Here is a 24,255-nt window from a genome sequence, read left to right on the forward strand (position 1 = left end):
CAGCCCCAGCACCATGCAAAAGCATAGCAGAATGCTAAAAAATCGTTTTTTCATGTTGTTCCTCCTTCAAATTCTCTTATATACATTGTTTTAAAATAAGGGGTATCGTTGGCTCCAAATCTGGTGGGCCTGTGCCAAAAAAATTTACACCAAGACGCCTTGCTTCGGGCTCAAATTCCCCGCGGTCGCACAGCCATAAAATGGGTAGTGTGCTTTTTTGCGTTCGCAGATAATCACAGGCGGCAAGCCCCCGTGCCCCAGAATAACCCACAATGGCAAGCTCCACTGATGGGTCGTTCTGTAAAAAATACGCCAGCTTAACATCTCCCCGCCGTTCTCGCTCATCAAAAAAACGTAGAATTTGAAAACCGCCATATTGCTCCAGTATGTGGTATATTTTTTCATCAACACCGCACAACGCAATCATTTTTTTCATGGTTCCGTTTCCTCCTTTCCCTGCTGTAAACAGCCTGCAATGGCTTCCCAAAGCTCCAAATCGGAGATTGGTCTTTGCAAAAAACAGGTCACACGGTACTGATAGCCGAACAGGCTGTAATCCTCATCGGAAATCCACAGAAGAGGAACGTCCGGTGCTTTTTCTCTGAGACGACGTACCGCTTCCAGCCCTGCCACGCCGTTTAACACGACAATGAGCAGCGAAAACGGCTTTAATTCCAGTATCTTTAGAAGTGCCCCTGCGCTATTACACTCCGTAATTTCAATCCTTTGTGGGAGAGCCGCCGTTACCAGACGGTTTTCCCAGACGTCCTCTTCCAAGAACGCCGCGCACAATGCGACATTCACGCGACCTCCTCCTTCCTTAAAATGCAAATAAAAAACTACCACACCTCTTCCACCGAAGAAGTATGATAGTTTTTATTAGGGTATCATTTTGTCAAGTGTTTTTCAACAGGTTATGATCAAGCGGTCGAAAATCTGCACAAGCGGTTATTTTTTCCCTGAAATATATGGTATAATGTTAACTGGATAATTATGTACAGAAGGAGGGATTTCAAATGAATGCGGCAATCGTAGATGATATGGCTACTGAGTGTGAAATACTCCGCAGCCTTTTGAAGCAATATGAAACCAATCAGCATCAACCAATGCAAATTACAGAATTTCATAGTGGCAGGGAATTGCTTGCCGATTACATACCGGGCAGCTATGACGTTGTCTTTATGGATATTTATCTGAACAACGAAAACGGTGTGGACTGCGCCTTAAAACTGCGGCAGCTGGACGAGAATCTTAATCTTATTTTTCTTACCACCAGCTCAGAATTTGGTGTAAAAAGCTATGATGTCCGTGCGGCGGATTACATCGTAAAGCCCGCTACGCTGGAAAAGCTAACAAGAGCACTTCACTACTGCAAGATTGCAGAGCCGCAGAGCGTTCCCTCCATCACGGTTACTACAAGGAATCAGCTGCTGGAAATCACGCTGGACAGGATTCTCTATGCCGATTATCAGAACCGCTGTGCTTGTATCCATTTAAAGGACTGTCTCGTTCCGGTATCCGGCAGCTTCTCGGAGCTTACCGATAAATTTTGCTCCTATCCGCAGTTTATGTCCTGCTTTAAGGGCATTGTTATTAACCTAAAGGAAGTGCGGGAGCTAGAAGCTGATTATCTCATCTTGAAAAATGGGGAGCAGCTGCCGGTCAGCCGCCGCCTGCAAAAACAGGTTCAGCAGAAGCGGCTGAGTCTCTCCGCCGGTTCGCTGCGGGGGGATGGAATATGAAGCAGATACTTGCACTGATTTTAACCGCTCTGCTGTTTTGTACAGCACTTGCACCGCCTGTACTGGCGGCAGAGGAACTGATTGTACCTGCCGAAACCACGGATACTGTTACCGATTCCGACAGCGCTTCTGTTTCGGATGACAGTATAGACACCGCGACTCCTTCCGATGCAGATATGGTAACGGATGGTGATGAAACTAGCGGTACAGACGACAGTACTGTCGGAGCGGACGGAACTGAAGACAGCGCCGTTCCTGACAGCTTTGACTATGCCGGCAGCATCATTTCCTATACTACCCCAGATGCTTTCACAGGTACGTTCAATACGGATTGCGGCGATACCGACTTTACGCAGTTACAGAATGAACTGGATTCTTTCAGCATTTCTGCCACAGCGGAAAAGGATGGTTCTTCCTATCCGCTTACATTGTCTGTTACATGGGATTTCAGCACAGTGGATACAGAGACACCCGGTACTTACACTGTGATCGGAAACATTTCTGTTCCAGCCGGAGCAACGCTTTTGGAAGGACTAGAAAATACGGTCTCCATTTCCGTACAGGTAACTGCTCCGCTACTTACCGTAACGCCTGCTGCAATCACTCTGACCAGCTTTGATGAACCAGATCGGACAGATGCCGTGGCATTCCCCATAGGAACCACGCAGGAGGAGCTTTCCAATTGGTTTGCCGATTCCATCGCAGGCTTCATCGGCTATGACGCAGAGGGCAATCCCTATGACTTAAACTCAGGTTCATGGTCTTTGGATGCCGTAGACACTGTCACAGCTGGCGTGTACTATGCTTTTACATCACCTGACCTTGGAATAGAATATACTCTTGCAGATGGTGTTTCTCTGCCCCGGCAGCTTTGCGCGGTTTCCATTCAGGTTCCCGGTGAACCGGATATTAACTGCTGTGTAGCGGGACGCGGCTTCCTGCACTTTCCGTGGGTGCTTTCTGCCGTACAGGAGGAACAGCTGGAGGAGTTTGCTGTATGGCTACGGCTAGATGACGGAGAATGGACAAGCTTAAATGATGGCTTCCTGTCTGTCTCCGATGGTCTCCAGCTTTCCCAGCGAGTGCTTACCTATGGAAGCACTTATGAACTTAAAGTGACCTATCCCGGCGGTCAGACCGGTGTTCTGACCTTTCAATATGACGGAGAGCTTAGTATACTTGATTATTCCGGCGGCGATCGGGATGGCGGCGATGTAAACGGCGGAGGTTCGGGAACCGGCACGCAACCAGCTCCAATCCCAACTCAGCCACCAGATAATTCCAATGAGGATAACAATTCAGGTGATGTTAATGATTCGCCTGATACGAGCGATTCCTCCTCAGATGCAGATGACACACCACAGGATTCAGGCTCCTCATCAGGAGAACAACAGGAACCGCAGGGAGAACCGGATTCCTCAACAGGTGAAGATGAGCCAGCTTCAGCAGTGACTCAATCACCCAGTGACTCTCAAAGTAACGACAGTCATAACAGCGATGGCAATTCACAGGCTCAGGTTCCTGTAACAGAGAAACCGACAGCCGTAACTCCTGCCACTCCGACTGAATCAGCGGTACCAGTGTTTTCCGATGCTTTCTTTACACGGGAAACAGAGAGTACTTCTGCTGAGCAAAAAAACGATACAGTACCCAAACCGAAGGACAGTACCCAAACAGTAGGCAACCCAGTACCGGACGATAACACTACACAGTCGGAGAAAAGCTTAGAATCTCAGGTATCTTACACTGTTACAGAATCCTATTCTCCTACCCAAACGGTCATTTCCGGTCTGCGTCTAAAGGATCTCTGTAAAGAGGAAGAAAGCGTCGTATTTGGTTCCGGCGATGTAACCGTCAGTATTCCAAGCAAACTGCTTTTAGCACTGAACCTGTCGGATACGGATACTCTGACTGTTATGTTGACCCAGCCGGAAAGCAATCAGATTGTGCTTGCAGTGGAGGTTTCAGGCAAACCGGTTACGCAGCTCTCGGGAACAGTATTTCGGCTTCGATATATGCCACAGTCTAAACATACTGAGATCACCATCCAAAACGACGCTGGCGAACAAATTACAGATGTTTCCTACGACGGGGAGCTTCTGCGCTTTGCAGCGGATACGGCAGGAACTTATACCATTACAGAGCTATCAAATACACAGGAGACTGGGAAAAGTACATCGCCTCTGCTTCCTGTATCCGGCGGCTTGCTTTTAGCTGCGGGAGGAATTACACTTTTCAGGAGGAAACGCCATGGATAAAAAACCTTTTGTATTACGGCGGTCTTTGGCGCTGCTTCTGATGGTTGCCCTTTCCTCCGCTCTCTTTCTCGCCCTATACCATTTTGACAACAAGTACACAAAAGCTGCACCCCAAGCCATTAACGGCGCGCTGTATGTTTCAGAAGCGGACTGGACGGACACACCCATCCGCTATCTGCGGGACGGCTGGCGTTTCTATGCAGACCGCCTGCTGACACCGGAAACCTTAAAACAGCAGGGTGACAATTATCAGTATCTGTCCATTGGAGAACAGTCTAATTTTGCCATGGTCGACTCCCGCCGCTCTCCTCATGGAAGTGCCAGCTACGTTTTAACACTGTACCTGCCGGAGGAGGAACATACCTATGCCATTGAACTGCCTGAAATCTATTCCGCTTACCGGTTTTACCTTGATGATAAACTGAAGCTGCAAATGGGCGAACCAGACCCGGATGATTATCAGGACCAGACCCAATGCCGTGTCATTACCTTTGAAGCCTCCGGCAAGGTGACACTTCTGCTTGCGGTCAGTGACCACTCCTTTTTATACAGCGGCCTTGTTTATCCGCCTTCCTTTGGCGAACCTCTGAATACTTACACAATTAGAGGACTGCGGTTTGGGATTTGCCTTATTTTGGTCACGGTAACACTGATGCTTGCCATTTTTAGCTTTTATCTTGCCATCCGTACCCGCCGGGGGAACAATATCTGGCTCTTTTTCCTTTTGTGTCTTTCGACCGCAGTGTTTACTTCCTACTGCGTGGTGCATGGTATCCTGCCGCTTCCAATCCAGCCATGGTACACGGTAGAACTGGTCAGCGGATATCTGGTAACGCTGCTTGTGATCATTCTCCACAATCGCATCTGCGACACAAAAAGAACTATGCAGGTAATCAGCCGTGCCACCTCCGGAGTTGTCTGTGTGTTGGTGCTTCTTTACGGGGTATTTGCCTCACAGCTTACACTGCCGGTGATGCTTGCCTTTTCCAATCTGGTTTTCGGTTTCAAGCTGCTTACCGCTGTTTATCTTCTGTTTACCGCCGCTATGGCGGTACGCCGAACGATAGAAAAAGCGACCATACTGCTCTATGCGGATATTATATATGCCTGCGCCTTTGTCTGGGATCGCCTCCTTCCAAACTACGAGCCAATCCTTAGCGGCTGGTTTCAGGAATGGGGCAGCTTAAGCCTTGTCATCGCAACCGGCGTGGTGCTGGGGTATGATATTACCATGGGTTACCGCCACAGCCTTGTATACGCCGAGGAACAGCGGCAGATGAAACGACAGCTTACCATGCAGGTGGAACATCTGCGGCAGATGAATCAGAAGGTGGAGGAAAGTGCAAAGCTACGCCATGACTTCCGCCATCACTTACGCACCCTGATGACACTGGCCGGAGAAGGACACTGTGAGGAATTGGAAAACTACATCCGTGGTATCACAGAAATCAACGAGGGGACCAGACTTGGCCGCATCACTGACAACATCGAACTGGACGCACTGGTGCAGTATTACAGCAATCTTGCACAGTCTGCCGGTATCCAGTTCCGCGCAAGGCTCTCGCTTCCCGCAGTGCTGAATTTTCCGATTGTGGATCTGTGCGGTCTTCTTGGAAACCTTATGGAAAATGCGGTGGAAGCCTGCCAGCGCCAGCAAACCGGGGATAAGACCATTTTTATCGCCGGACGGGTACAGGACGGCCAGCTTGAATTTGTTGTGGACAACAGCTTTGCCGGAGAACTCAAAACCAGAGGGGGGAAATATCTATCCTCTAAGCGAAGCGGCTTTGGCCTTGGCGTTTCCTCCGTCTTGGAAACCGTGGAGCGGTATAACGGTGTAATCAATCTGTACGCCGATGAAAAAGGCTTTCATGCAGAGTTATCCCTGTCGACAGGGGTAGAAAAAAGAATACCTTCACCGGTATAACCGAAGTCTATTACTTACTTTTTCACTTTTATAACCAGTTAGATTGGGTAGTTCAAGGGGGCTGCAAATTGACCCCCACCCCCGACCATATAAAAAAATCAGCAACGCAGGGCAGAAATTGCTCTGCGTTTTCTTTGCCCGTAGAGAAAAATTGGGGAAGTTTCAGCCCATAGATAAATACAGGGTGAACGGGGGAAGGAATATGGTAAATACATCAGCTAGTTGGTCGCCAGCTATTTCCTCTGGCTGATGATTACACTGGTTCTGCTTAGAAGCTATCGTTACAAATGTAATACACTCTGCCTTGTATTCGCCTTTTGGTGTACTCTGTTACGCAGGTTCATGACTGAGGTCTTTATTGGATCGGTCGATCAGATAAATCAAAACGGAAAGCGCGCGGCTTTTCAGACTGCTGGCATATGCCTGTTTTTTTAGTTCAGCGTGCTTGGTTATCGTCAAAATACTCCTTACGCCGGGGCATTACCATAGGAGGTTTTTTTACTTGAAGCTAAAGCTCTTTAAGCTTACCGGCATAGCCGGTAGTTTATTGTTCTGCCTTCACTTTGTTCAGTTAGAACCGCTGCTAAAGCTACAACGGAAAAAGGAATAAGCGAAGTGCCGATGCACCTCGCTTATTCCTTTTGGTTTCTTGCTCTTTACTTCTCCGGCACCCGCAGTACATCACCGGGGTGAATGATAGAGAACTGGCTTTTATTGTTCAGCCTCTCTAGTTCATCCATAGTGCAGTTTAGCTTGCGGGCGATGCTCCAGAAACTGTCGCCCTTTTGTATGGTGTAGGCGGTATATCGGAGGTTCTTGGGTACATCCGATGTCACACCATACTGGTCAAAGGTATAGGTCGAGCCATCAATCTCCTTTTTCCCGGTGACGGCCTTGCCGTTTTCGTAGTACATCCATTTACCGGAATCGTTCTCCGCCCAGCCCTGCATGGTATCGCTGGAAATCGCCAGCTCCACGAAGCGGCGCAGCACTGCCGAAACCTCGGCGCGGGTAGCTGTACCCTGCGGGTCGAACAAATTGCTATTCTTGCCGCTGATCACACCTGCCATCTGCATCTGCTTTACTGCCTCCTTGGCGTAGGCATTGATTTTGATGCTGTCGGCAAAGGTATTTTCCACATGAACCTTCGGTAATGTAAATCCGATGATCTTTGCATAGTTCTGCATAATGACCGCCATCTGCTCACGGGTGATGGACTGGTCCGGGGCAAACCTTCCATTGCCAACCCCGTTTACAATGTTGTTTTTGCTTGCCCACTCAATGTAGCCCATATAGTAGGCGTCACCTTTCACATCGGTGAAGCTGCTTTTTGTGTAGCCGCTCACATCGGCGTTTGCCAGCCGTCCGAGGGCGGTGACGAACATTCCTCTTGTCATGGCGGTGTTTGGACTGAAGGTGGTGGTGGAAGTGCCGCTGAACAATCCGCGGCTTACCACAAACTCAATATCTTCCTTTGCCCAGTGGCCTGCAATGTCCGTAAATGCGGTGTTGGTCTGTTTATAGCCGACGCCGTAGGTGGAAAAATGGGAGGTAGAAAAACGCAGTACCTTTTCCACATGGTCATATACTGAGTTTATCAGCCAGTGTACCTTGCCCTTGGCATCCACATAGACCGCCTGCACATTACCTGCTTTTTCATTTACGCCCAGGATATAAGGGATACTGACCGATACGCTGCCTGCACCAAAGCTCTGGATCTGTTTACCACTACCGTAGTTGACTCTAAGCTCGAATACCGGGCGGCTGCCGATGGCTTTTTTCGCATCCCCGGTCAGCTTACCGCTGCCCATGCGGGTGGCTGTGATGTTGACATCGGATTTTGCCTGTTTGTTGATTTCCTGTATGGTCGCCAAATCCATGCCGATTCGGATGTCGGGGTTATCCACCACCACAATGACACTAACGATATTGTTACCGATGATGGTGTCCTGTACGGACTTTGGCAGGTTGACGGTAACACTGGATGCGGCCCTGTTGCCGGTGTTCACTCGAAGCACCACCGTGATGCCGTTTTGCTCAGTGCCGTTTTTCCTCGCTTCCGCCATAGCGTTCTCGAAAGCGTCGGTTACAGCTTTAGCAGTGATGTTCACTGTGACATTGCCATTGCCGTCCACCGTACCAGAAACCTTGATTTCTCCCTGTGTGGGGGAATTCGGCTTGTCGGCTGCGGGCGGGGTGACGATGACGGAGCTGCTATCTGAGGAGTTCCCACCACCAGATGGCCTATTTCTAATTGTCAATGTCCCTGTGATATAAGTGATGGTGCTATTGTAGTTACTACTATCGGGCGCAACCGCATCGGTGGCGATTATCGTGTAAGTTCCGGTCTTGCTCATATCCGGAGTTGTGGTATAGGCAAGCGTCGGCGTAGTATTTAGTGTTTCACCACTTGCAAGCCCGGTCACGGTGTAATCCGATTCGCCAAATGTAGGGGCTGTACCACCCACATAGGCGATCTTGTCTTTTGCAGTTATGGTAACTGTTGCAGGACTGATGATGAATGGAATTTCAATCTCGCCCATAAAATCCGCATTGCTGTCTGGAATTTTAACGGTCAGAGTATAGTTCCCAGCATCTTTGGGTGCAGAACCGCTCGACCAAACATATTGATAGGTGCCAATGTACCCCTGCGCATTGGCGGGTGTACCGGTATAGGCGATTGCTGTGCCGTCATAGACCTTATTCGCCACCGTCACGCCGGTGATGGTCACGGGCGTTTTATTAACCAGTGTCACCACCACGTCAACAACGACATCTTTGTAGTTCTGCATGGTGGCAGTCACCGGAATGATGGCGGTTTGCCCTATGTCACCGGCATTCGTGGAGAACTTGATGCCAGTGGCAGTACCCTGCACCGTGCCGCTGACGATGGCGGTGTCACCTGCCACCGTCCCGGCGGTAAAGGTCGTTGTTCCACGGTCGTCGGGTAAACCGGTGATGTTTACGGTCACATTGGTGTGCGCCGCGCTGTAAAGCAGGCTCTTGTTGACAGGGTCCACCGATGAAAAGTCAGCTTTTCCGATGGTCATGCCTGAAATGGACAGCACATCACTCAACAGGGAGTAGTTCTTCGCTGTGGCGCTGTTTGCAAGCGTAACTGTAGCGGTTACAGTCTTGTTGTCGCCCGCGTCGGCGCTGTTATACCGCGCGCCCGTGACGGTGTAATCCACGCTGATCGCCAGCGTTTCGGTGGGCTGTAAACCGTCAAAGCTAACGTTGGCAACCTCTGCGGTGATGGTACTGTCGTAGAATTTAGGATTGATCACGGCACTCGAAATCGTGAGCGGCGCCTTGCCGATGGTATAAGTCGCCGTTTTTATACCTTTGAAGCTGCCAATGCCGGTCAGGGTCAGCGTCACCTCTCCGGCGTTTATCCCTGCGCTGGCGCTGGCGCCGTCCGTGCTGGTGATTGAAACGGTATAATCCGTGTTCTTCGTCAGCGTTTCGCCGTCAAAGGTGACGGTCAGGGTTGGGATTTGCTCACTGCCGTTATAGGTGAGGGGGGCGCTCGTGCCCACCGTGGCGTACTGAATGTCCCGCGCGCTCATGTACAGCCCGCCGTCGCCGTTTTGCCCCGCAAGCCCTTTTAGCGTGGGCAGCTTGCCGTCTTCGAATGTCCAAACGTTGCTGTCCCACGCGGCAGTATTCCAATTGCCCGCAGTCGTCCAAAAGCTGCCGCTAAATAGTGTCTCTGAGGTTACGTCCTCGCCGTCTTTTGCATTTAGACCCTCATTTGCCCATGTGCCGGGTATGCGGCTGAAGGCGTAGTTGTTATATAAGAAATAGGGGGCGAAGCAATTTCCCACCACGCGCCCGCTATAACTTGAACTACTGACCGAGGGGTTCAGCGCGGCGCAGTTTTGCACCGTGCCTTTGAGAAGAGTTCCCATCACGCCGCCAATAGAGTCAGCATTTTTTGTAGAGCTGACGCTGCTGGTGCTGTAGCAGTTTTGCACCGTGCCAGAAACAATTCCCACCACACCGCCAATATAGTTGTAAAATTCCACAGAGCTGACGCTGACGCTGCCGGTGCTGTAGCAGTTTTGCATTGTGCCGCCCTCTCCAACAACGCTCGCCACGCCGCCGACGGCGGCGGCCGGATTAGTTGCGGAAATATTGCCGCTGACATAGCAGCTTTGCATCGTGCCAAAAACCCATCCCGCCATGCCGCCGGTGTTGCCTATGCCGCTGACACTGCCGCTGACATAGCAGTTTTCCACCGTGCCGTAAATCCGCCCCGCCAAACCGCCGCCGCTGAAGATACCGGAGATATTTACGTTTGCCACGCCGAGGTTTTTCACACTGCCAACACCGATATAGCCGAACAGACCCTGATAATGGGCGCTGCGGGTAATGTAAAGCCCTGTGATTTGGTAGTCTCCGCCGTTAAAAATTCCATTAAACGGCTTGTGTTCATCTGTACCGATGGGAATCCACCCCTTGCCGCCATCGTAGCCTGCGCCATAGTCGGAAAGGTCAAGGTTATTCACAAGCTTATAATACCTTCCTGCATCCGCATAAGGCGAGATTCCCGCATTCACAAGCTCTGCCAGCTTGGCAAGGTCCGCGGCGGTTTTGATGAGGTAGGGATCGCCCTCGCTGGTGCCCGCGCCCTCAAAGGGGCTTGCGCCCGCCGGGCGCAGATGAGCGGGCATGGAAGCGTCCTGCCCCGCAATGCCCTTGAGTATGGGCAGCTTGCCGGGTTCGATGTCCCAGATGGTGGTGTCCCAATCCGCCGTGAAGCCGGAAGCTGTCGTCCAGAAGCCTGCCGCCGCGATTTCGGCGGCGGTTTTGGGTGCGCCGTTATGATCTGTCAGCGTGCCTCCGGACACCGTAGCACCATTGACCGTCATACCGCCAAAGGCGATATTGCCCGAAAGAGTATTGCTGTCAAAAATTCCTGCCACGCGACGCACACCGGTGGAGGCTCCGGAAACTGATGGATTAAGCGCAGCGCAGTTTTGCACGGTGGAAGCGTAAACAACTCCCACCACACCACCAATACCACCATTACCGGCGATGCCAGCGACACTGCCGATGCTGTAACAGTTCTTTACCGTGCCAAAGTTAATTCTCCCGATTACACCGCCGCTCCCATTGGTGCTCGTGCTTGTCAGGCTTACCGCACTGTAGCAGTTTTGCACGGTGGAAGCGTGAACATGCCCCACCACGCCACCGATGTAGTCTGCACCGCTCATAATGCCGCTTACGAAACAACCTTGCACCATGCCCCCCTCATACACAGATCCTGTCACGCCCCCGACGCTTTGACCGCCTTTGATGCTTACATTTTGCAGTGCTAAATTATTTGCCGTGCCTCGGCTAATGCTTCCAAACAATCCAACATGAGATTGCCCGCTTTGGTTGATATACAGCTCTGTAATGGTTTTACCGTTACCATCAAAAATACCCTTGAATGGTTGTTCATACGTGTTGCCAATGGGCGTCCAACCCTTGCCGTCGTCATAATCTTTACCATAGGCAGAAAGATCGAGGTTGTTCATCAGCTTATAGTGTGCAGCGTTATAGCTCGCGTTCCCCTCGTTTACAAGCTCCGCCAGCTTAGCGAGCTGGGCGGGGGTGTTGATTTGATATGGGTTTTCGCTGGTGCCGGCGCCGAAGAAATTCGGGTCGCTGCCATTCACTAGATACTCTGGCATCTCCACCGCCGCGCCGAAGCCGGGCAGCTTGCCAGTTTCGTATGTCCATGCCGTATCATTGCCGAACAACTCTTCAAAGAAGCCTGCGGCACTGATGTCGGCGGCGGTTTTGGGTTCGCCGTCCATCTGATCCGCACCCTCGGCAGGAGGGATGATGTAGCCATACTTTGTTACCGTCATGCCGCCAAAGGCGATATTGCCCGAAAGCTGGCTGTTGCCCACGGGGAACTCCGCAGGCCAGCTCCCAACCACACGCCCGACACGGTCTCTGCCACTGACAGCGGGGTTGAGTGCCGCGCAGTTTTGCATTCTGCTTTCCCCAACAAGATACCCTGTTAAGCCGCCCGTATAGGTTGAAGATGCGCTGGAGCTGCCGCTGACGTTGCCGGTGGCATAGCAGTTTATCACCGTGCTGTCGTAAACGCCCCCTGTCAAGCCGCCGATCATAAAGGAGAAGGTGCCGGAGGCGCCGTCGATGCTGACAGTGGAGTAGCAGTTTTGCACCGTACTGTTTTCAAAAACAACACCCAGCACGCCGCCGACATAAATGTTGCCGCCAACACTGCCTGTCGTATAGCAGTTTTGCACCGTGCCGCCGCGAACCTCTCCCGCCACACCGCCGGCATAGCCCTTGGCCCTAATCTCGGTATTTTCAATGCCGAGATTTTCCACCAAGGCTCCAACGCCCATAGACCCAAACAGGCCTTGATACTCGCCGTCGGCGCGGTTGATGGTCAGATTGCTGATCTTGTGCCCGCCGCCGTCAAAGGCGCTTCTAAATTTATTGTCCTTGTTGCCGATAGGCTCCCAGCCCTCGCCTTTTGTGTAAGCCGAGAGGTCGATGTCGTTCGTCATTTTAAGGCTAACCTTTGCGCCTGCGTTGTTGAACAAAAACAGCTCCAAGCCGTTCTCCCGCGCATTCACCAGCGTGGCGATTTCGGCAAGCTGCGCAGCCGTGGTGATTTCAAGCGGGCTGTCCGTTGTACCTCCGCCTGCCATGCGCGCCACCATACGCCCCGCGCTGACGGGGATAAACACTGTTATGCGGGGCAGTTCCACGCCGTCTGCAAGGACGTAACCCTCACCCAAAACAGCGGTGAACACATAGAGCCCCCGCTGGGGATATTGCTCGTCATAGTCGTGGTCGGCCTCCCAAGTCACCGGGATTTGAGCCGCTTCGCTACCAACCGTGCCGCCCACCGCTTCCGGGAATTCCGGTTCGGTGGTATTCTGCCAACGGATTTCATCCGTCAAATCGTCAAAGGCCGTCACCGTGCCGGTAATAACCGCTGCGCCTACCGTTACAGTGATTGTCGGTTTTTCCACGCCGCTGGCTATGCTAATCCCCTCCGGCAGTTCAGGCATAAATATGTATTCGCCCGCTGTTTCGCCGTCGTATGCCGGAAAGGAAACCCATGTTACAGGCAGGGGAACGGTAATTTCATCCACGCTGGCCACGGTTTTCTCCATTGGTTCAGCTTCAAAGTAATCCCCATCTTCTTGTGCATCGGAGGGGGAGGCGATTTGGGCCTCTGCTCCAGCTTCGGTATCACCTTTTTTATCCATGCCAATTGCTGATCCGCTTACCGTATCAACGCTATCCAACTTCGCATCAGTTTCTCCGGAGTCCAACACCGTTTCTTCGTCTAAAACTGCAAGCCGGATAGTCGCCGTTAGGATTTTTGGCAATTTCAAATCTGATTCGTTTGTAGCAAGCGACACGCTCCGCATTGAGCTGTCTGCTCTCAGCACCTCAAAAGCAATAATCTCGCCGCTTGTGCCAATGGGGAATGTACTTGTTTCAGCGAACGCCGAGACAGGCATCATACCCACAACCATGATGGCGGACAGCATCATGGCCATAATTCTTTGCTTTGTTTTGTGTCTGCTCATACCATTTCCTCCACTTCATATTTTGAAAACTCATCGTAATGTTCAATTAACCGCATACTTTGTCAGGCAGAATTCTAAGAAAGACAACGATTTCGCTCAAATACTTGAATTTGAGATTGACAGATGATATACTACATATAAAAACCATGTTCACTAAACTCATTTAGTAATTTATATTTATTATACTTAATTTTTTTGAAAAAATCAATAGAGGAGCAGAAAATATGAGAGAGAAAAAGCTCGACAAGCGGAAGGCGCAGGGGGCGGAAACGAAAAAGAAGCTATATGAGATTGCAGAAAGGTTATTTACAGAGAGCAATTTTTCCGATGTTAACGTAGAGGACATAACCGACGAGGCCGGTATCACAAAAGGCGCTTTTTATGTACACTTCGAATCCAAGGATGCGCTGATTGCTATTTTAATTGCAGATCATGCCGCGAGGGCAGATGTTCATTACAAAACCTTTTTGGAATCGCTACCCGATGATATGCCTTCTTCATTGGTGCTGCTTGCTTTAGCAGAAAGAATTGCAGATACGCTTGCCAATACGTTCGGCTGCAAAAATATGACAAAGATTTATCAGATGCTACTCTCTGGAACGGCAGGTACGGAAGCAGTCAAGGGGTACGGACGGGAGCTTTATGCATTGGTTTACAGCATTTTAGAAAAAGGCCTTCGCAGCGGGGAATTTACATCGTCCTTGCCGCCGGAAACGCTCTCCCGGCATTTTGTAATGGCGATACGGGGTGTTAGCTATGAATGGTGTGTTCGCTATCCCGACTTTGATTTGAGAGAGCAGGCGATGGAGCATATTCGGCTACTGATAGAAGGAATCCAACCCCATTAACTATTCAAAAGGAGGATAAATTGCATGGACATCATCAAACGAAAAAGATAAAACTTATTTTCCGCTATTTATACCAGTTCACTTGAGTAGTTCAAGGGGGCTGCAAAATGACCCCCGCCCCCGTCCACGGAAAATCAGATGAAAAGCAGGGTCGAGATTTCCCTGCTATTTCTCTCATTCTTTCCGATAAATAACGGAGAGGCAGCGTTCCGAATGTATCAAGATGAATGGGGATGGAGGTCTTTTTCGTTGTCGAGCGTGCGGCTGAGGCAAACTCGTTTCTTGCCGCTTCCGCTGTTTGCTTCTCCTGTTTTTCACCTTTCAAGGTATCAAAGGTAATGTGAACTGCTACGGTCTTATTATCGCCTATCCCTGATTCTGGAGTTACAGGCGCTATGTAATCCTCATATGCGAGGGTATTGTCATTGTCGGGCGTGGGCATCTGCTCTACAAAAAGCAGGATATACAGGTTAGAGCTTTGCCCACGGTTTCTTTCACGGAAACGTGCTTCCCTTTGAATGTAGCCTGCGTCAGCCAGCTCCTTTAGGGCACGCTTTACCGTAGATACAGATATATGAAGCTGCTCGGCCATTGTCGGAATAGCCGGAAAACAGGTCAGGTCTTTATTTGATCGGTCAATCAGGTAAATCAATACAGAAAGCGCACGGCTTTTCAAATCGCTGGCATACGCTTGTTGTTTCAGCTCCGCTTGCTTGGTCATCATCAAAATCCTCCTTACGCCGGGGTGTTATGCCCCGGCGATATATTTTGTCATCATCGTTTTGTACTGCTTGGAATTGCTCATGTCGTCCGTAGGTTCAGGCTGGTAGTCCAAAAACAGCACCTTATGAAAATTGCTTTGCAGAATTGCCGCATAGTCACTTCTGACCGCCTCATGGGTAAATGGGCAGAGTATATAGGCATCTACGGTATTCAATCGTTTCAACAGCCGCACAGAGTTGGGCAGCTCATAGGTCTTTGTGCCGCACACGATAACCAGCAGACCCACATCATACACCTTTTCATTTAGACCTAGCTGACAGCCCAAATCATGGATAATAAAATTCACCGGTTCTGCCGGTGGCTTTGTTCCGTATTGGACTCCATCCATTCGCCAGCCCTCTCCCATCGGTTCCATTTCGTAGGCGGCCGCCATGGTGGTTAAGATATTGCTTTCATTTTCCTCCACATAGCAGACAGAAGCCCCCACAGCCGCCAGCCATGCGCAAAGGCCGAGTGCTGTTGTAGTTGCTCCCATTCTCGGCTGTGAAGAAATCACGGTGACATGGATATTCTCGCAGTCAAAACGATAGGTTTTCCTGCCGCCTGTTTTTACCGTGCGTTCCTTGGCAGCATAACGCACCATGCCCTGTTCACTCAGGCACTCCAAAATCTCACGCTGGATTTCCGCAATATCGGTGGAGCAGACAATATTGCCCACGCCGCTATCCAACAGGGAATGGAACAGAGGACTGTCCCTCGAAAGTCCCTCACAGATTACAGTAATGCGGGGGTTATACATAGTCAGAAATTCTTCAATAGCCCCTGCAAATTCTTCTTCACCATCTCCAAAGGCAATGCGATCCAGAACAACTTCTGTTACATGAGAAAAGTTTCGCATATCATAGACAATAAATTGCTTCAGAACAAAATTGCCCACCATTTTCTTGATAGGCATTTCGCTGTCAGCATTGTACCAGCCTGTAAAGTCCAGCAGATTGGTATGCTGTGTAGATGAAAGGTATAAAATCATGTTTAGCCTCCTTGTCAGTTAGAAATCGCCCAAAATGGACCGCCTGCTGCTGCGCCTTTCCGAGCCTCATTTATTATCAGCGACAAATCCCACTCCTGATTGCTGCGCCGATGACTGGCGGGGTCTGCCACAAGGATTTTCCCTTCGGCGGTCACTCCCCTTAAAACGATAAAATGTCCCCCCGTGGTAAAATGCCCCTTGCTCATAATGGCGACCACCAGCTTGCCGCCGGAAAGTGCGTCCACAATATCCTGTGCTGTCAAATTCCCCTCACAGGATAGTCCATAGCCCTCGGCCGCACCCGGTATCAGGCTGTGATAGGACCCGTTGCCCTCGCAGCGGTGTCCGTTCGCCACAGACCATCTTGATAGCTCAATCGGATCGTGAGCTTCTCCGGTCAATGTGGAAATCACAATAGACATGGAGGTGGGGCCGCACCCAGCCTCGCCAATGGTACTGGATTGACCGTACATAACATTCGCCCAGCGTTCATCGAGTTGGTTGTAATAAACCACCTCCATGCCACCATCTGTGAACACCACACCTTCGTAGTTCTGACCGCTACCTTCGATATAGTCCTGCTCATAAATACCGAGCATTTGGTTATAGCCATAATTGATTTGCAAATCCTCAATGGCGGCCAGTTCATCTCCCATTGCCCATTCTGCAAAAATGGATAAAGGACTGGTGAAGATATATAGAATTAAGGCAATCAGCAATAGCAATGCAATTGCTGGGCCTAAAATGATGATGAGCAGACGCTTTCGCGCCTGCTCATCAGTTGCGGCTTGTACCGCTATCTGTGCCAAAATCTTGGCGGTTAAAGGGTCTACTGCCATAAAATAATCCTTTCTTTCCCTGCTTTTAATCTTCTTAGTGAAGTACTTTACTTCGTCTGCTAAAATAATATAAAAGGTAGGTGACTAAAAATCATGCATAATTTAGAAAACATTTTGGAGTTGACATATGCCCCCTTAACGATATTTGAGTTTGATAATTCACGAAATGATTCCTATATTTACGATTGCTTGACTTTAACCAGTTTGTATGTAATTGCTAAAAGGACTTTACCAATAATGAAACTCAGAGATGGGGCTTCAAACGGATTTCATCTTGAAATTAGCATGGAAAATTGCGACTCACAAGTTGAAATAATAATGACCCAAAAAGATAATCCTAATCTATTTGGTACAGGATTATCCGGAATCAAAAGACACTCGAACCTAAGTAATACCAGCGATGAATATTTTCATGCATTAACACTTATAGGCGAAAACAATCGCTTTATTATGCACGCTAATTTTGATCGATTAATTCACTTAGCCAGCAACGGTGCCATTGGAATAAAAACAAAGGGCGATTTCACACAACTTCTATCATATGAGGTCTTGTATGTTGGTAAATGTACGGACGAGCATATCTTCGATCGTTTCAAAACACATCACGCACTACTTGACATCCTCATTAATGAAAAGATTGTTCCAAGTGGTTATGATAAAGTAAATGACTTGCTTATCCTTCCTTTTTGCATTCAAAGTGATGTAATATCTGTTATCAATGGAGATACTTCTGAACAGCAATTTATAGAAGCCTTCTCTGGAAATTTTGCATTTAACTGTAAGAATATTGCCTTGGATTGTGAAAAAGCATTGATAAAAGCCATGTCTCCTAAGTACAATAAGACTAAATTTAAGCACTACCCTAAATCCCAAGATGGCCTTTACAATAAGGGTTTGCAATTTATCGCATATAAAATTGGTGAGAATTTGATTCTAAAATATGAAAACGAAAACTGTATAATTGGGGATGTTACTGGCTTGTCTCCTACGTCAATTAATATTTTAGGGGATTATGACTTCTTTATTGAATAAGTAGAGGGGGAATTCCCCTCTACTTATCTTCCCCCTGCCTTTCCCATATACATCATCTTGTAGTCAGGAATCTCAAAGTTAATGTGCAGGCGCTTTGCACCCACCATAAAGAGTGCGTGTCCTCGCTTCCGAGCCAGCAAAAGTTCCTGTTCGGCTTCGGTAAGGTCGTAGAGCCTGGCTGTTTCCTTTAGGTTGGGACCGTCTGTTCCCATCAGGAGTTTGTAGCATGGAATGTCAAGAAGTGCCTGCCCATATTGCTTGATGCTCTCAGAAAGAAAATCAATGACACTGTGAGAGATAATAGCCAAGGCTGACTCGTATTTTCTTGCCCGTTTCATGGCATTTCTTAGATAAACGAGGGATTGCGGTACTTTTTGGTCGATCATCAAATAAGCCTCGTCGCAAATTAAAAGCACCCGTTCATCACGGTTGCGGCTCATTTGCTCCCAACAGTAGGTCAAAAGATTGAAATATTGTGTTCGCTTGATGTTATCGCTGGTTCCTTGGAGGGCATTGGTGTCCAGACAAACGAACCGGCTTTCACTTTTTATGGTAGTGTGACCGTTCCAAATAAAGCTGTCGGAGCCTTCCGCAATATCATAAAGCAGCAAGGAAAGGTCAGCATAAGCCTGCCTGTCCTGTTCGGTATCCGCTTTTTCTTTTACCAGTTTATACAGATCGAAAAAGATAGGAAAGTCCTCTGGCGAAAGTGCCGCCACATCGGTGTCCCATGTGATATTGAAATTGCGATACAACTCTACAAGGCTCTTTTTGAGAACCGCCTTTTGCATATCGGTCAGTGACGGAATATAAAGGCTGAAGAAAATTTCAAGGTTCTTCATGTGGAGAGCCAGGTCATTCATACCATAACCTTCATCACGATACAGTCGGTCGGCCTCATTTTCCTGTTCATCATCACGGGGGGACGGACGGACCTGAAGGGGATTGAAACGGCCACCGGCGCCGCCCACAGCATTGACCCAATCACCGCCGCAGCCAAGATTATAGCAGAGGTCTTTGTATTCACTTTCCGGGTCGATTACAATGATTTTAGTGCCTTTCATGTATTCGGACATGATAATATGCTTGATAGCGGTGCTTTTTCCTACTCCGGAATTACCCATAATGACAAAGTTGCTGTTTGTCCTATCGCTGCCGCGCCGCCAGATGTCCACGATAACAAGGCTGCCGCTGGAGTCCAGTGCAAGGTAGTAACCCTCTCCATCATTAAAACCGGAGCTGGCAAAAGGAAAGCCGCCCACAAAGGTGGACAGCGGCACAATTTTTTGCAGGATGCTTTCAATCTTCCCATTGGTGGGAAAAGACGGGGAAAGGTGCTGAAAGCACTCCTTTTGCAGATTGGGGATGACCCGCATTTTGCATTTGAGAACGCTGATGATACTCTCCGCACGGCGGCATACCTTTTTGAAGGTGCGTTCATCCTTTGAAATGGGCATGACGGACACACTCATCAGACCCACGGTTTCCCCTTCACGGTCAATCTGCATGATGATTTTTTCGCCGTCCTCGGCGGCTTTTTCCGCACGCTGACGAGATAGAGGGTCTTTGGCACCTTCAGCAAGTCCTCGCTGTTGCACCACGCTTCGGGAAATGGCATTGATAAGGGTGGCATTGTCCACTGGCTTAAAGCCGATGGATACAATGGTTGATGGGATATTGGTTATTTTAGAAAGCCACTCCGTTTCTACCTTTTGCGGATAACGGATCAGGCCGTAAATCTTACCGAGATTTTCCCCTACGGAAAGGCTGTTCTTAGTAAACTCCAGCCCCACAGGGGTAATCACATTGAGCAGGGCGGCATTTGTAATATCTCTTTCTTGTACTATTTGTTTTTTAGGCATAAATGTCCTCCTTTAACAAGGGCATACCGGCCTCAAAGTCTGTATCCTCTAAATGGGTATAGGAGGGGTTGTTGACAAGGTTCAAAAGGCGCACAATTTCCTTTTCCGTCAGTATGTCGCAGCCGATTCCGTTGGTGGTAAACTTCTCCGCCAGCAAGGAGGCACGTTTGAGTAAATCCTTTTCCACGCCATCCTCATAGCGATCCCAAAGGGAAATATAAAACTGGCGCTCTACGATTTCGCCGGACAGGGCAAAGCTGCTCATCTGCAAAATCTCCTGCCGCAAAAGCTCTTTTCGCTTATCATCGGCGGTCTTTAACATCCCCTGCATATCGGAAATCAAGGGGGAAATATCCACAGGGCGGCTCACCGCCATAAACTTGAACGGGTACTGAATATCCGATAGCTCGGCGGTGATCTGCTTGATTAGATTGTTTTTTTCGGCTTTGCTATATAAATCAATGCTGATTGCATGGACACGCAGATATATCAACACTAAGCCGTCCTTGGTATATAGGTATTTGTCCTTTACATCCCGCACGTTGATAAACTGTTGTGCGGTCTGAATGGCGATTGCTGTTTCGTCCGACACCGGCCGTTTCTTCGCCGTTTTCAGGAACAAAAGCAAAAGACCGCCACCCACAAGGGTGACGGTCAGCATAATAATCGGGAATAAAAGTCCCTCCATTTATCGTTCCTCCATTTCCTCGGCGGCTTTCTCGTCAAAGTCCTCCTGATCGAGCAATCGCCGGTAGCGTTCTCTGTCCTCCTGCGCCTGCGGTGAGTTTAAGTATTCCATCAGCCGCATATCCCCACGAGATTTTTCCAACAGGGCTTCGATGCCGGTTCCTTGCTGATAGATTGCGATAAGACGGTTAAAATCGTAGATTTCCTTTTTATCAGCATAGACCATGAGCTTTTCAACATTCTCAATCCCCGTTGAAATGGGAATAGACAGGTTATCCATGGATTGATACCACGGACAATTACGGTTATACTCCAGCAGGCAGCTATCATGGTCAAGATCGAGGGTAATCCGCATTTCAAATCCACTTTTCTGTGAAAATGCCTGTTCGCAGCCTGTGGCTTCTTCACCGGTAAGGGGCCTGCAAAACATATCCACATCACGCAGACGGAAAAGGCGGTATTCCCCCTCATAATCCAAGTGAGCAAAAATGTGTGAAATTGTACTCGGAAAGTTTTCTTGCCGTTGCTGGATTGCTTTGGCTTGCGAAAGGCGAAAAAGCGGTGACAGGGCGTTTGCTCCCCAATCCGCCAAAAAAGCATGGGTTTCCCCATGCTCAATGATGTTGTAAATTGCTCGGTTTCCCATCGGCTGCCCTCCTAACGCTCATATTCTTCGGCGGCATCCAGCGTATTTTCAGCCAGCATAGTATACTCCGATTTTGAATGTTCTTTCAGCAACGCATGATCCACCATGTAGTCCAGACAACAGTTCAAGGTGTCCAGTTCCTGCTCTGTGGCATTTCTTAGCGGACCGACGCCATAGGAGAATACCGTTACCGTAGCCGTACATAACGGCTGGAGATCTCCGGTCATCAGCATTTCCCTATACTGAGGTGCGTTTTTTACATCCTCTTGGTCGATACTTCCCGGCATCAGAAATCCATCCATTACGCTATTATGAGGCATATGGACTTGCGAAAAGACAATCTCGCTCTTTCCGCAGAGCCGGTCAAGCATTTGCTTTTCATGCTCACAAAACTGCTCTCCGTGCCTGCCCTTCATTTCGTAGTTGCAAAGCATATATGGAGGACCGGTCAGGTCATTCACGCTTTCAAGATACAGGCATTGGTGCTGCAACTTTGTCAGACAAGCCTTTGCCTCCAAGGAGTACGCCCACGATGAAGAATAATGCTCCACCTCTTTATCCTTGAAATAGACGAAGCCCCCATGGTCACGGGTCATAAACTCCACACCAAGATGGTAGGGCTTTGTATAGGTTCCGGCCTCTACGCTTTCGTATAGGCGGTCAAGAGCCGCCAGTCCAGCTTGATTCAGGTAGCCATTGGCGCCCAGCTCCACCAACTTCAGATGTTCGGGAGAAAGATTATCGCCATCGTTGGTTTTCTGCAATATGGTCAGTATTTTATCTATGTTCATTATCATACACCTCACTTTATCGGACGAATATGCCAATCGGAAAATAAGGAATCCCGAATAGTCAGATTATCCGTCAGGTTGATTTGCAACATTCCGGCTGGCGTCCATGCGTCGATACACTCCGCATAGGTCGTATATCGCCCATCAGGGAACCAAACCGGAGAAAAGTGGCAGGGGCGGCCATAGGTGCTGTACTTGTTTTTCTGAAATTCAAAGGTGATGTAATACCCGGTATTCAGCCGTTTTAGCAACCTCCAGTAAGTCGTGTAGTTAAACTCAGGGAAATATGCCACCACGGTCTGCGCACCGGTGATGTGGCTGCTGGGTGCGGAGGAACGGACCTGTGCCGACACGTTGGCATTTAGTCCATATCCGCTTTTCATTGTCTTGCCGGAAGCCGTAGGCGATTTTGCATCCGGCTTGGTCTGCATCTCTGCGGTCAGGTTGGCCGAATAAGAGAGCCAGGCGTATGCCCACCACCCCTCATCTTCCCACCAACCATCCTCATCCTCGCTGCCGCTGTGCCAAACCCAATATTCATGCCACCAGCAGTCCCACTCTCCCCATGTGAGAGAGGTCACATTCGGCTTGCTGGGCTTGGATGGGATAGAAAATCCATCATTGCGGTCATTGGCCTGCGGATCGGGCGGAGGGTTCTTATCGAGGTCTACAATCTGTGCCACAATCTCGCTGCTGCTCACAGAGCAGTTGCTGGAAACGGTAATCGTAACATATCCCGGCTCCTTTGGGGTACGCCATTTTACCCACGCAAGCTGTGAACCGCCGTCAGGGATATAGATACTGTTATGGGAATAGGTGCTTCCGTTGATGGAAAACCGTGCGTATGCGGGATTATCCGGCGTTTTTTGTGAACCGGTCGAAAGCGTAACAGCCGTGACCACCTCGGTATCACAGCGGTAAATCACATTGCTTTCCCTTGGTGGCTCAGGGTCAGGCTCGGAAAAGCGGATAATCCCCAGCCCCAAGTTTGCAATAATGGTTTCATCATTCTGCGCCTGTGTGGTAGACCCACCCCATGCAGGGAAGCCCAAATCCGGGGTTTCAAGGAACATGGACAGCGGCAGATTTTTGTGAGATAGGGATACCATCTTGCTCCGCAGACCGTTTCCCACCTGTTTGTTGTAAAGAGCGGCTTCGGTAGCAGTCATGGCAAACATAACGCTGTTGTACTTAAAATACCCTATCGGCTCCAAAAGAATTTTGTACTCCCCACCGATCAGGGTGTCATAGTCAAAGCCTGCGGCATTCGCTATGTCCCGAATAGTTCCTTCACGACAAAAATAGTTTCGGATGGCTGTAATGTTGCTGGAGCCGTTTGAGCTGACAATGCGGGGCATATCGTTTGTGGGCTTTATCGAATAGTAATTCCCGTTGTGCGGAGTAAGTCCGCTGCTACGATATGCGATTTTATTTACGCTGCCAAAATGGATAACAATATCGCCATTTGCCCCATTAGCAAAGTCTATCGGTGTAGATACTGGTGTGTTGTCGCTGTCACGAATAATCGTGATGCGTACACCGTCACGCCCCGGCGTCCATGAGTTTTGCCCGGTTCCCTGTCCCATGCCGCCACCGCCGCCGTCAATGTTGGGATCAGCTGCAAAAGCGGGAACGGACAAAGAAAAAAGCATTGCCACTAAAAGCAATGCACAAATCAATCGTTTCAAGTTTGCACCTCCAAAGTAAAAAGGGATACAGCCGTCAATCGCTGTATCCCTTTGGATAGGTTATTCTGTTTTACATATCGCCAACCGGTTCACCGGTTCCGGCATTAGGGGCTGTCCCTTGAGAATTTTCACCCTCGTATTCAACCCAGCCAAACCCTGGCACATAAACTGCACCATCCGAACGCTTTTCTCCGCCCTGCGGCTGCTCCTGTTTCGGTTCAGCCTTGGGAGAAGAACCGTTGCCCGACTCGGCCGGAGGGGGACTGGAAGGAGGAACGGCCTCTGACGGCGACTTCAGTTTTCCATCAGACGGCTTGCTTACCTGTCCCTGCGGTTCATTGCTGGCAGGCGGCGCAGGCTGTTCCGGTGTTTCTGACGGCGTGACCTCAGATGTGTTACCATCCTGTTTGACCTCTGGCGTTGTTTCCGGCTTAATTTCCGGCACAAAAACCTCAACCTCGGCAGGGGGCGTACTTTCCGCAGGGGTTTCCGGCGGTTGACCGCCCATATTGTTGGTATAATAGAAAAGTCCTCCTGCAAGGCAGATTGCCACAAGGGACAACGCGGTAATAACCGCTTTTTTCTTCGCTGTATAACTCTTTTTCATA

The 24,255-nt window shown here is 49.4% G+C and carries 17 protein-coding genes; 5 read left to right on the forward strand and 12 right to left on the reverse strand.

Features of this window, described 5'->3' with window-relative positions; translation table 11 throughout:
- Positions 1-76 precede the first annotated feature (76 nt).
- Positions 77-436 (reverse strand): hypothetical protein, encoded by a 360-nt coding sequence (locus tag U5921_RS01800; protein WP_324824828.1) that lies wholly within the window; start codon positions 434-436, stop codon positions 77-79.
- Positions 433-804 (reverse strand): hypothetical protein, encoded by a 372-nt coding sequence (locus U5921_RS01805; RefSeq protein WP_324824829.1) that lies wholly within the window; start codon positions 802-804, stop codon positions 433-435. The genes U5921_RS01800 and U5921_RS01805 overlap by 4 nt, the downstream gene beginning before the upstream one ends.
- Before the next feature lie 212 nt (positions 805-1,016).
- On the opposite strand from U5921_RS01805, the gene U5921_RS01810 reads away from it, so the two are divergent.
- The 3 genes from U5921_RS01810 to U5921_RS01820 are packed head-to-tail and all read left to right on the forward strand — an operon-like array spanning position 1,017 to position 5,927.
- Complete coding sequence (locus tag U5921_RS01810) at positions 1,017-1,742, forward strand: LytTR family DNA-binding domain-containing protein (protein WP_324824830.1); 726 nt, start codon at positions 1,017-1,019, stop codon at positions 1,740-1,742.
- A complete protein-coding gene (locus U5921_RS01815; RefSeq protein WP_324824831.1) occupies positions 1,739-4,000 on the forward strand; it encodes an LPXTG cell wall anchor domain-containing protein in 2,262 nt (753 codons plus the stop codon). Before U5921_RS01810 ends, U5921_RS01815 begins: the two co-directional genes overlap by 4 nt.
- On the forward strand, positions 3,993-5,927 hold the full coding sequence (locus U5921_RS01820; RefSeq protein ID WP_324824832.1) for a sensor histidine kinase: 1,935 nt from the start codon (positions 3,993-3,995) through the stop codon (positions 5,925-5,927). The genes U5921_RS01815 and U5921_RS01820 overlap by 8 nt, the downstream gene beginning before the upstream one ends.
- Positions 5,928-6,583: 656 nt before the next feature.
- Here U5921_RS01820 and U5921_RS01825 read toward each other — a convergent pair.
- On the reverse strand, positions 6,584-13,501 hold the full coding sequence (locus tag U5921_RS01825; protein WP_324824833.1) for an S-layer homology domain-containing protein: 6,918 nt from the start codon (positions 13,499-13,501) through the stop codon (positions 6,584-6,586).
- A 224-nt stretch (positions 13,502-13,725) separates the two neighbouring features.
- Here U5921_RS01825 and U5921_RS01830 point away from each other — a divergent pair, with 224 nt between their 5' ends.
- On the forward strand, positions 13,726-14,349 hold the full coding sequence (locus U5921_RS01830; protein WP_324824834.1) for a TetR/AcrR family transcriptional regulator: 624 nt from the start codon (positions 13,726-13,728) through the stop codon (positions 14,347-14,349).
- Positions 14,350-14,440: 91 nt separating this feature from the next.
- Here the strand turns inward: U5921_RS01830 and U5921_RS01835 are convergent, their stop codons facing one another.
- Genes U5921_RS01835 through U5921_RS01845 form a run of 3 tightly spaced genes read right to left on the reverse strand, consistent with a single transcriptional unit; the run spans position 14,441 to position 16,941 of the window.
- The gene (locus U5921_RS01835) at positions 14,441-15,073 is read right to left on the reverse strand and encodes a helix-turn-helix domain-containing protein (RefSeq protein WP_324824835.1); all 633 of its coding nucleotides are present in this window, start codon (positions 15,071-15,073) and stop codon (positions 14,441-14,443) included.
- Positions 15,074-15,097: 24 nt separating this feature from the next.
- Entirely contained in the window at positions 15,098-16,102 is a 1,005-nt protein-coding gene (locus U5921_RS01840; protein WP_324824836.1) for a hypothetical protein, read from the reverse strand.
- Between the two features lie 14 nt (positions 16,103-16,116).
- On the reverse strand, positions 16,117-16,941 hold the full coding sequence (locus U5921_RS01845; RefSeq protein WP_324824837.1) for a C39 family peptidase: 825 nt from the start codon (positions 16,939-16,941) through the stop codon (positions 16,117-16,119).
- Between the two features lie 93 nt (positions 16,942-17,034).
- Between U5921_RS01845 and U5921_RS01850 the strand changes: the two genes are divergently transcribed.
- The gene (locus U5921_RS01850; protein WP_324824838.1) at positions 17,035-17,973 is read left to right on the forward strand and encodes a hypothetical protein; all 939 of its coding nucleotides are present in this window, start codon (positions 17,035-17,037) and stop codon (positions 17,971-17,973) included.
- 23 nt (positions 17,974-17,996) lie between these two features.
- Here U5921_RS01850 and U5921_RS01855 read toward each other — a convergent pair whose 3' ends face one another.
- The 6 genes from U5921_RS01855 to U5921_RS01880 form a co-directional block, all read right to left on the reverse strand.
- Positions 17,997-19,835 (reverse strand): VirB4 family type IV secretion system protein, encoded by a 1,839-nt coding sequence (locus U5921_RS01855; RefSeq protein ID WP_324824839.1) that lies wholly within the window; start codon positions 19,833-19,835, stop codon positions 17,997-17,999.
- Positions 19,828-20,523, reverse strand: coding sequence for a hypothetical protein (locus U5921_RS01860; protein ID WP_324824840.1), 696 nt, complete (start codon positions 20,521-20,523; stop codon positions 19,828-19,830). Before U5921_RS01860 ends, U5921_RS01855 begins: the two co-directional genes overlap by 8 nt.
- Entirely contained in the window at positions 20,524-21,168 is a 645-nt protein-coding gene (locus U5921_RS01865) for a hypothetical protein (protein WP_324824841.1), read from the reverse strand. It lies immediately after the preceding gene.
- A gap of 11 nt (positions 21,169-21,179) precedes the next feature.
- Entirely contained in the window at positions 21,180-21,995 is an 816-nt protein-coding gene (locus U5921_RS01870) for a hypothetical protein (protein ID WP_324824842.1), read from the reverse strand.
- Positions 21,971-23,647, reverse strand: coding sequence for a hypothetical protein (locus U5921_RS01875; protein WP_324824843.1), 1,677 nt, complete (start codon positions 23,645-23,647; stop codon positions 21,971-21,973). Before U5921_RS01875 ends, U5921_RS01870 begins: the two co-directional genes overlap by 25 nt.
- 70 nt (positions 23,648-23,717) lie before the next feature.
- Positions 23,718-24,254 (reverse strand): DUF6550 family protein, encoded by a 537-nt coding sequence (locus U5921_RS01880; protein ID WP_324824844.1) that lies wholly within the window; start codon positions 24,252-24,254, stop codon positions 23,718-23,720.
- Between the last annotated feature and the right edge of the window lies 1 nt (position 24,255).

Origin of the sequence: Sinanaerobacter sp. ZZT-01 (assembly GCF_035621135.1) — a bacterium.
GTDB lineage: Bacteria > Bacillota > Clostridia > Peptostreptococcales > Anaerovoracaceae > IOR16.

Excerpts from the sequence above, each read along its gene's own strand:
- U5921_RS01800 (WP_324824828.1), bottom strand. The coding sequence starts at position 436 with ATGAAAAAAATGATTGCGTTGTGCGGTGTTGATGAAAAAATATACCAC.
- U5921_RS01810 (WP_324824830.1), top strand. The coding sequence starts at position 1,017 with ATGAATGCGGCAATCGTAGATGATATGGCTACTGAGTGTGAAATACTC.
- U5921_RS01815 (WP_324824831.1), top strand. The coding sequence starts at position 1,739 with ATGAAGCAGATACTTGCACTGATTTTAACCGCTCTGCTGTTTTGTACA.
- U5921_RS01820 (WP_324824832.1), top strand. The coding sequence starts at position 3,993 with ATGGATAAAAAACCTTTTGTATTACGGCGGTCTTTGGCGCTGCTTCTG.
- U5921_RS01825 (WP_324824833.1), bottom strand. The coding sequence starts at position 13,501 with ATGAGCAGACACAAAACAAAGCAAAGAATTATGGCCATGATGCTGTCC.
- U5921_RS01830 (WP_324824834.1), top strand. The coding sequence starts at position 13,726 with ATGAGAGAGAAAAAGCTCGACAAGCGGAAGGCGCAGGGGGCGGAAACG.
- U5921_RS01835 (WP_324824835.1), bottom strand. The coding sequence starts at position 15,073 with ATGATGACCAAGCAAGCGGAGCTGAAACAACAAGCGTATGCCAGCGAT.
- U5921_RS01840 (WP_324824836.1), bottom strand. The coding sequence starts at position 16,102 with ATGATTTTATACCTTTCATCTACACAGCATACCAATCTGCTGGACTTT.
- U5921_RS01845 (WP_324824837.1), bottom strand. The coding sequence starts at position 16,941 with ATGGCAGTAGACCCTTTAACCGCCAAGATTTTGGCACAGATAGCGGTA.
- U5921_RS01850 (WP_324824838.1), top strand. The coding sequence starts at position 17,035 with ATGCATAATTTAGAAAACATTTTGGAGTTGACATATGCCCCCTTAACG.
- U5921_RS01855 (WP_324824839.1), bottom strand. The coding sequence starts at position 19,835 with ATGCCTAAAAAACAAATAGTACAAGAAAGAGATATTACAAATGCCGCC.
- U5921_RS01860 (WP_324824840.1), bottom strand. The coding sequence starts at position 20,523 with ATGGAGGGACTTTTATTCCCGATTATTATGCTGACCGTCACCCTTGTG.
- U5921_RS01865 (WP_324824841.1), bottom strand. The coding sequence starts at position 21,168 with ATGGGAAACCGAGCAATTTACAACATCATTGAGCATGGGGAAACCCAT.
- U5921_RS01880 (WP_324824844.1), bottom strand. The coding sequence starts at position 24,254 with ATGAAAAAGAGTTATACAGCGAAGAAAAAAGCGGTTATTACCGCGTTG.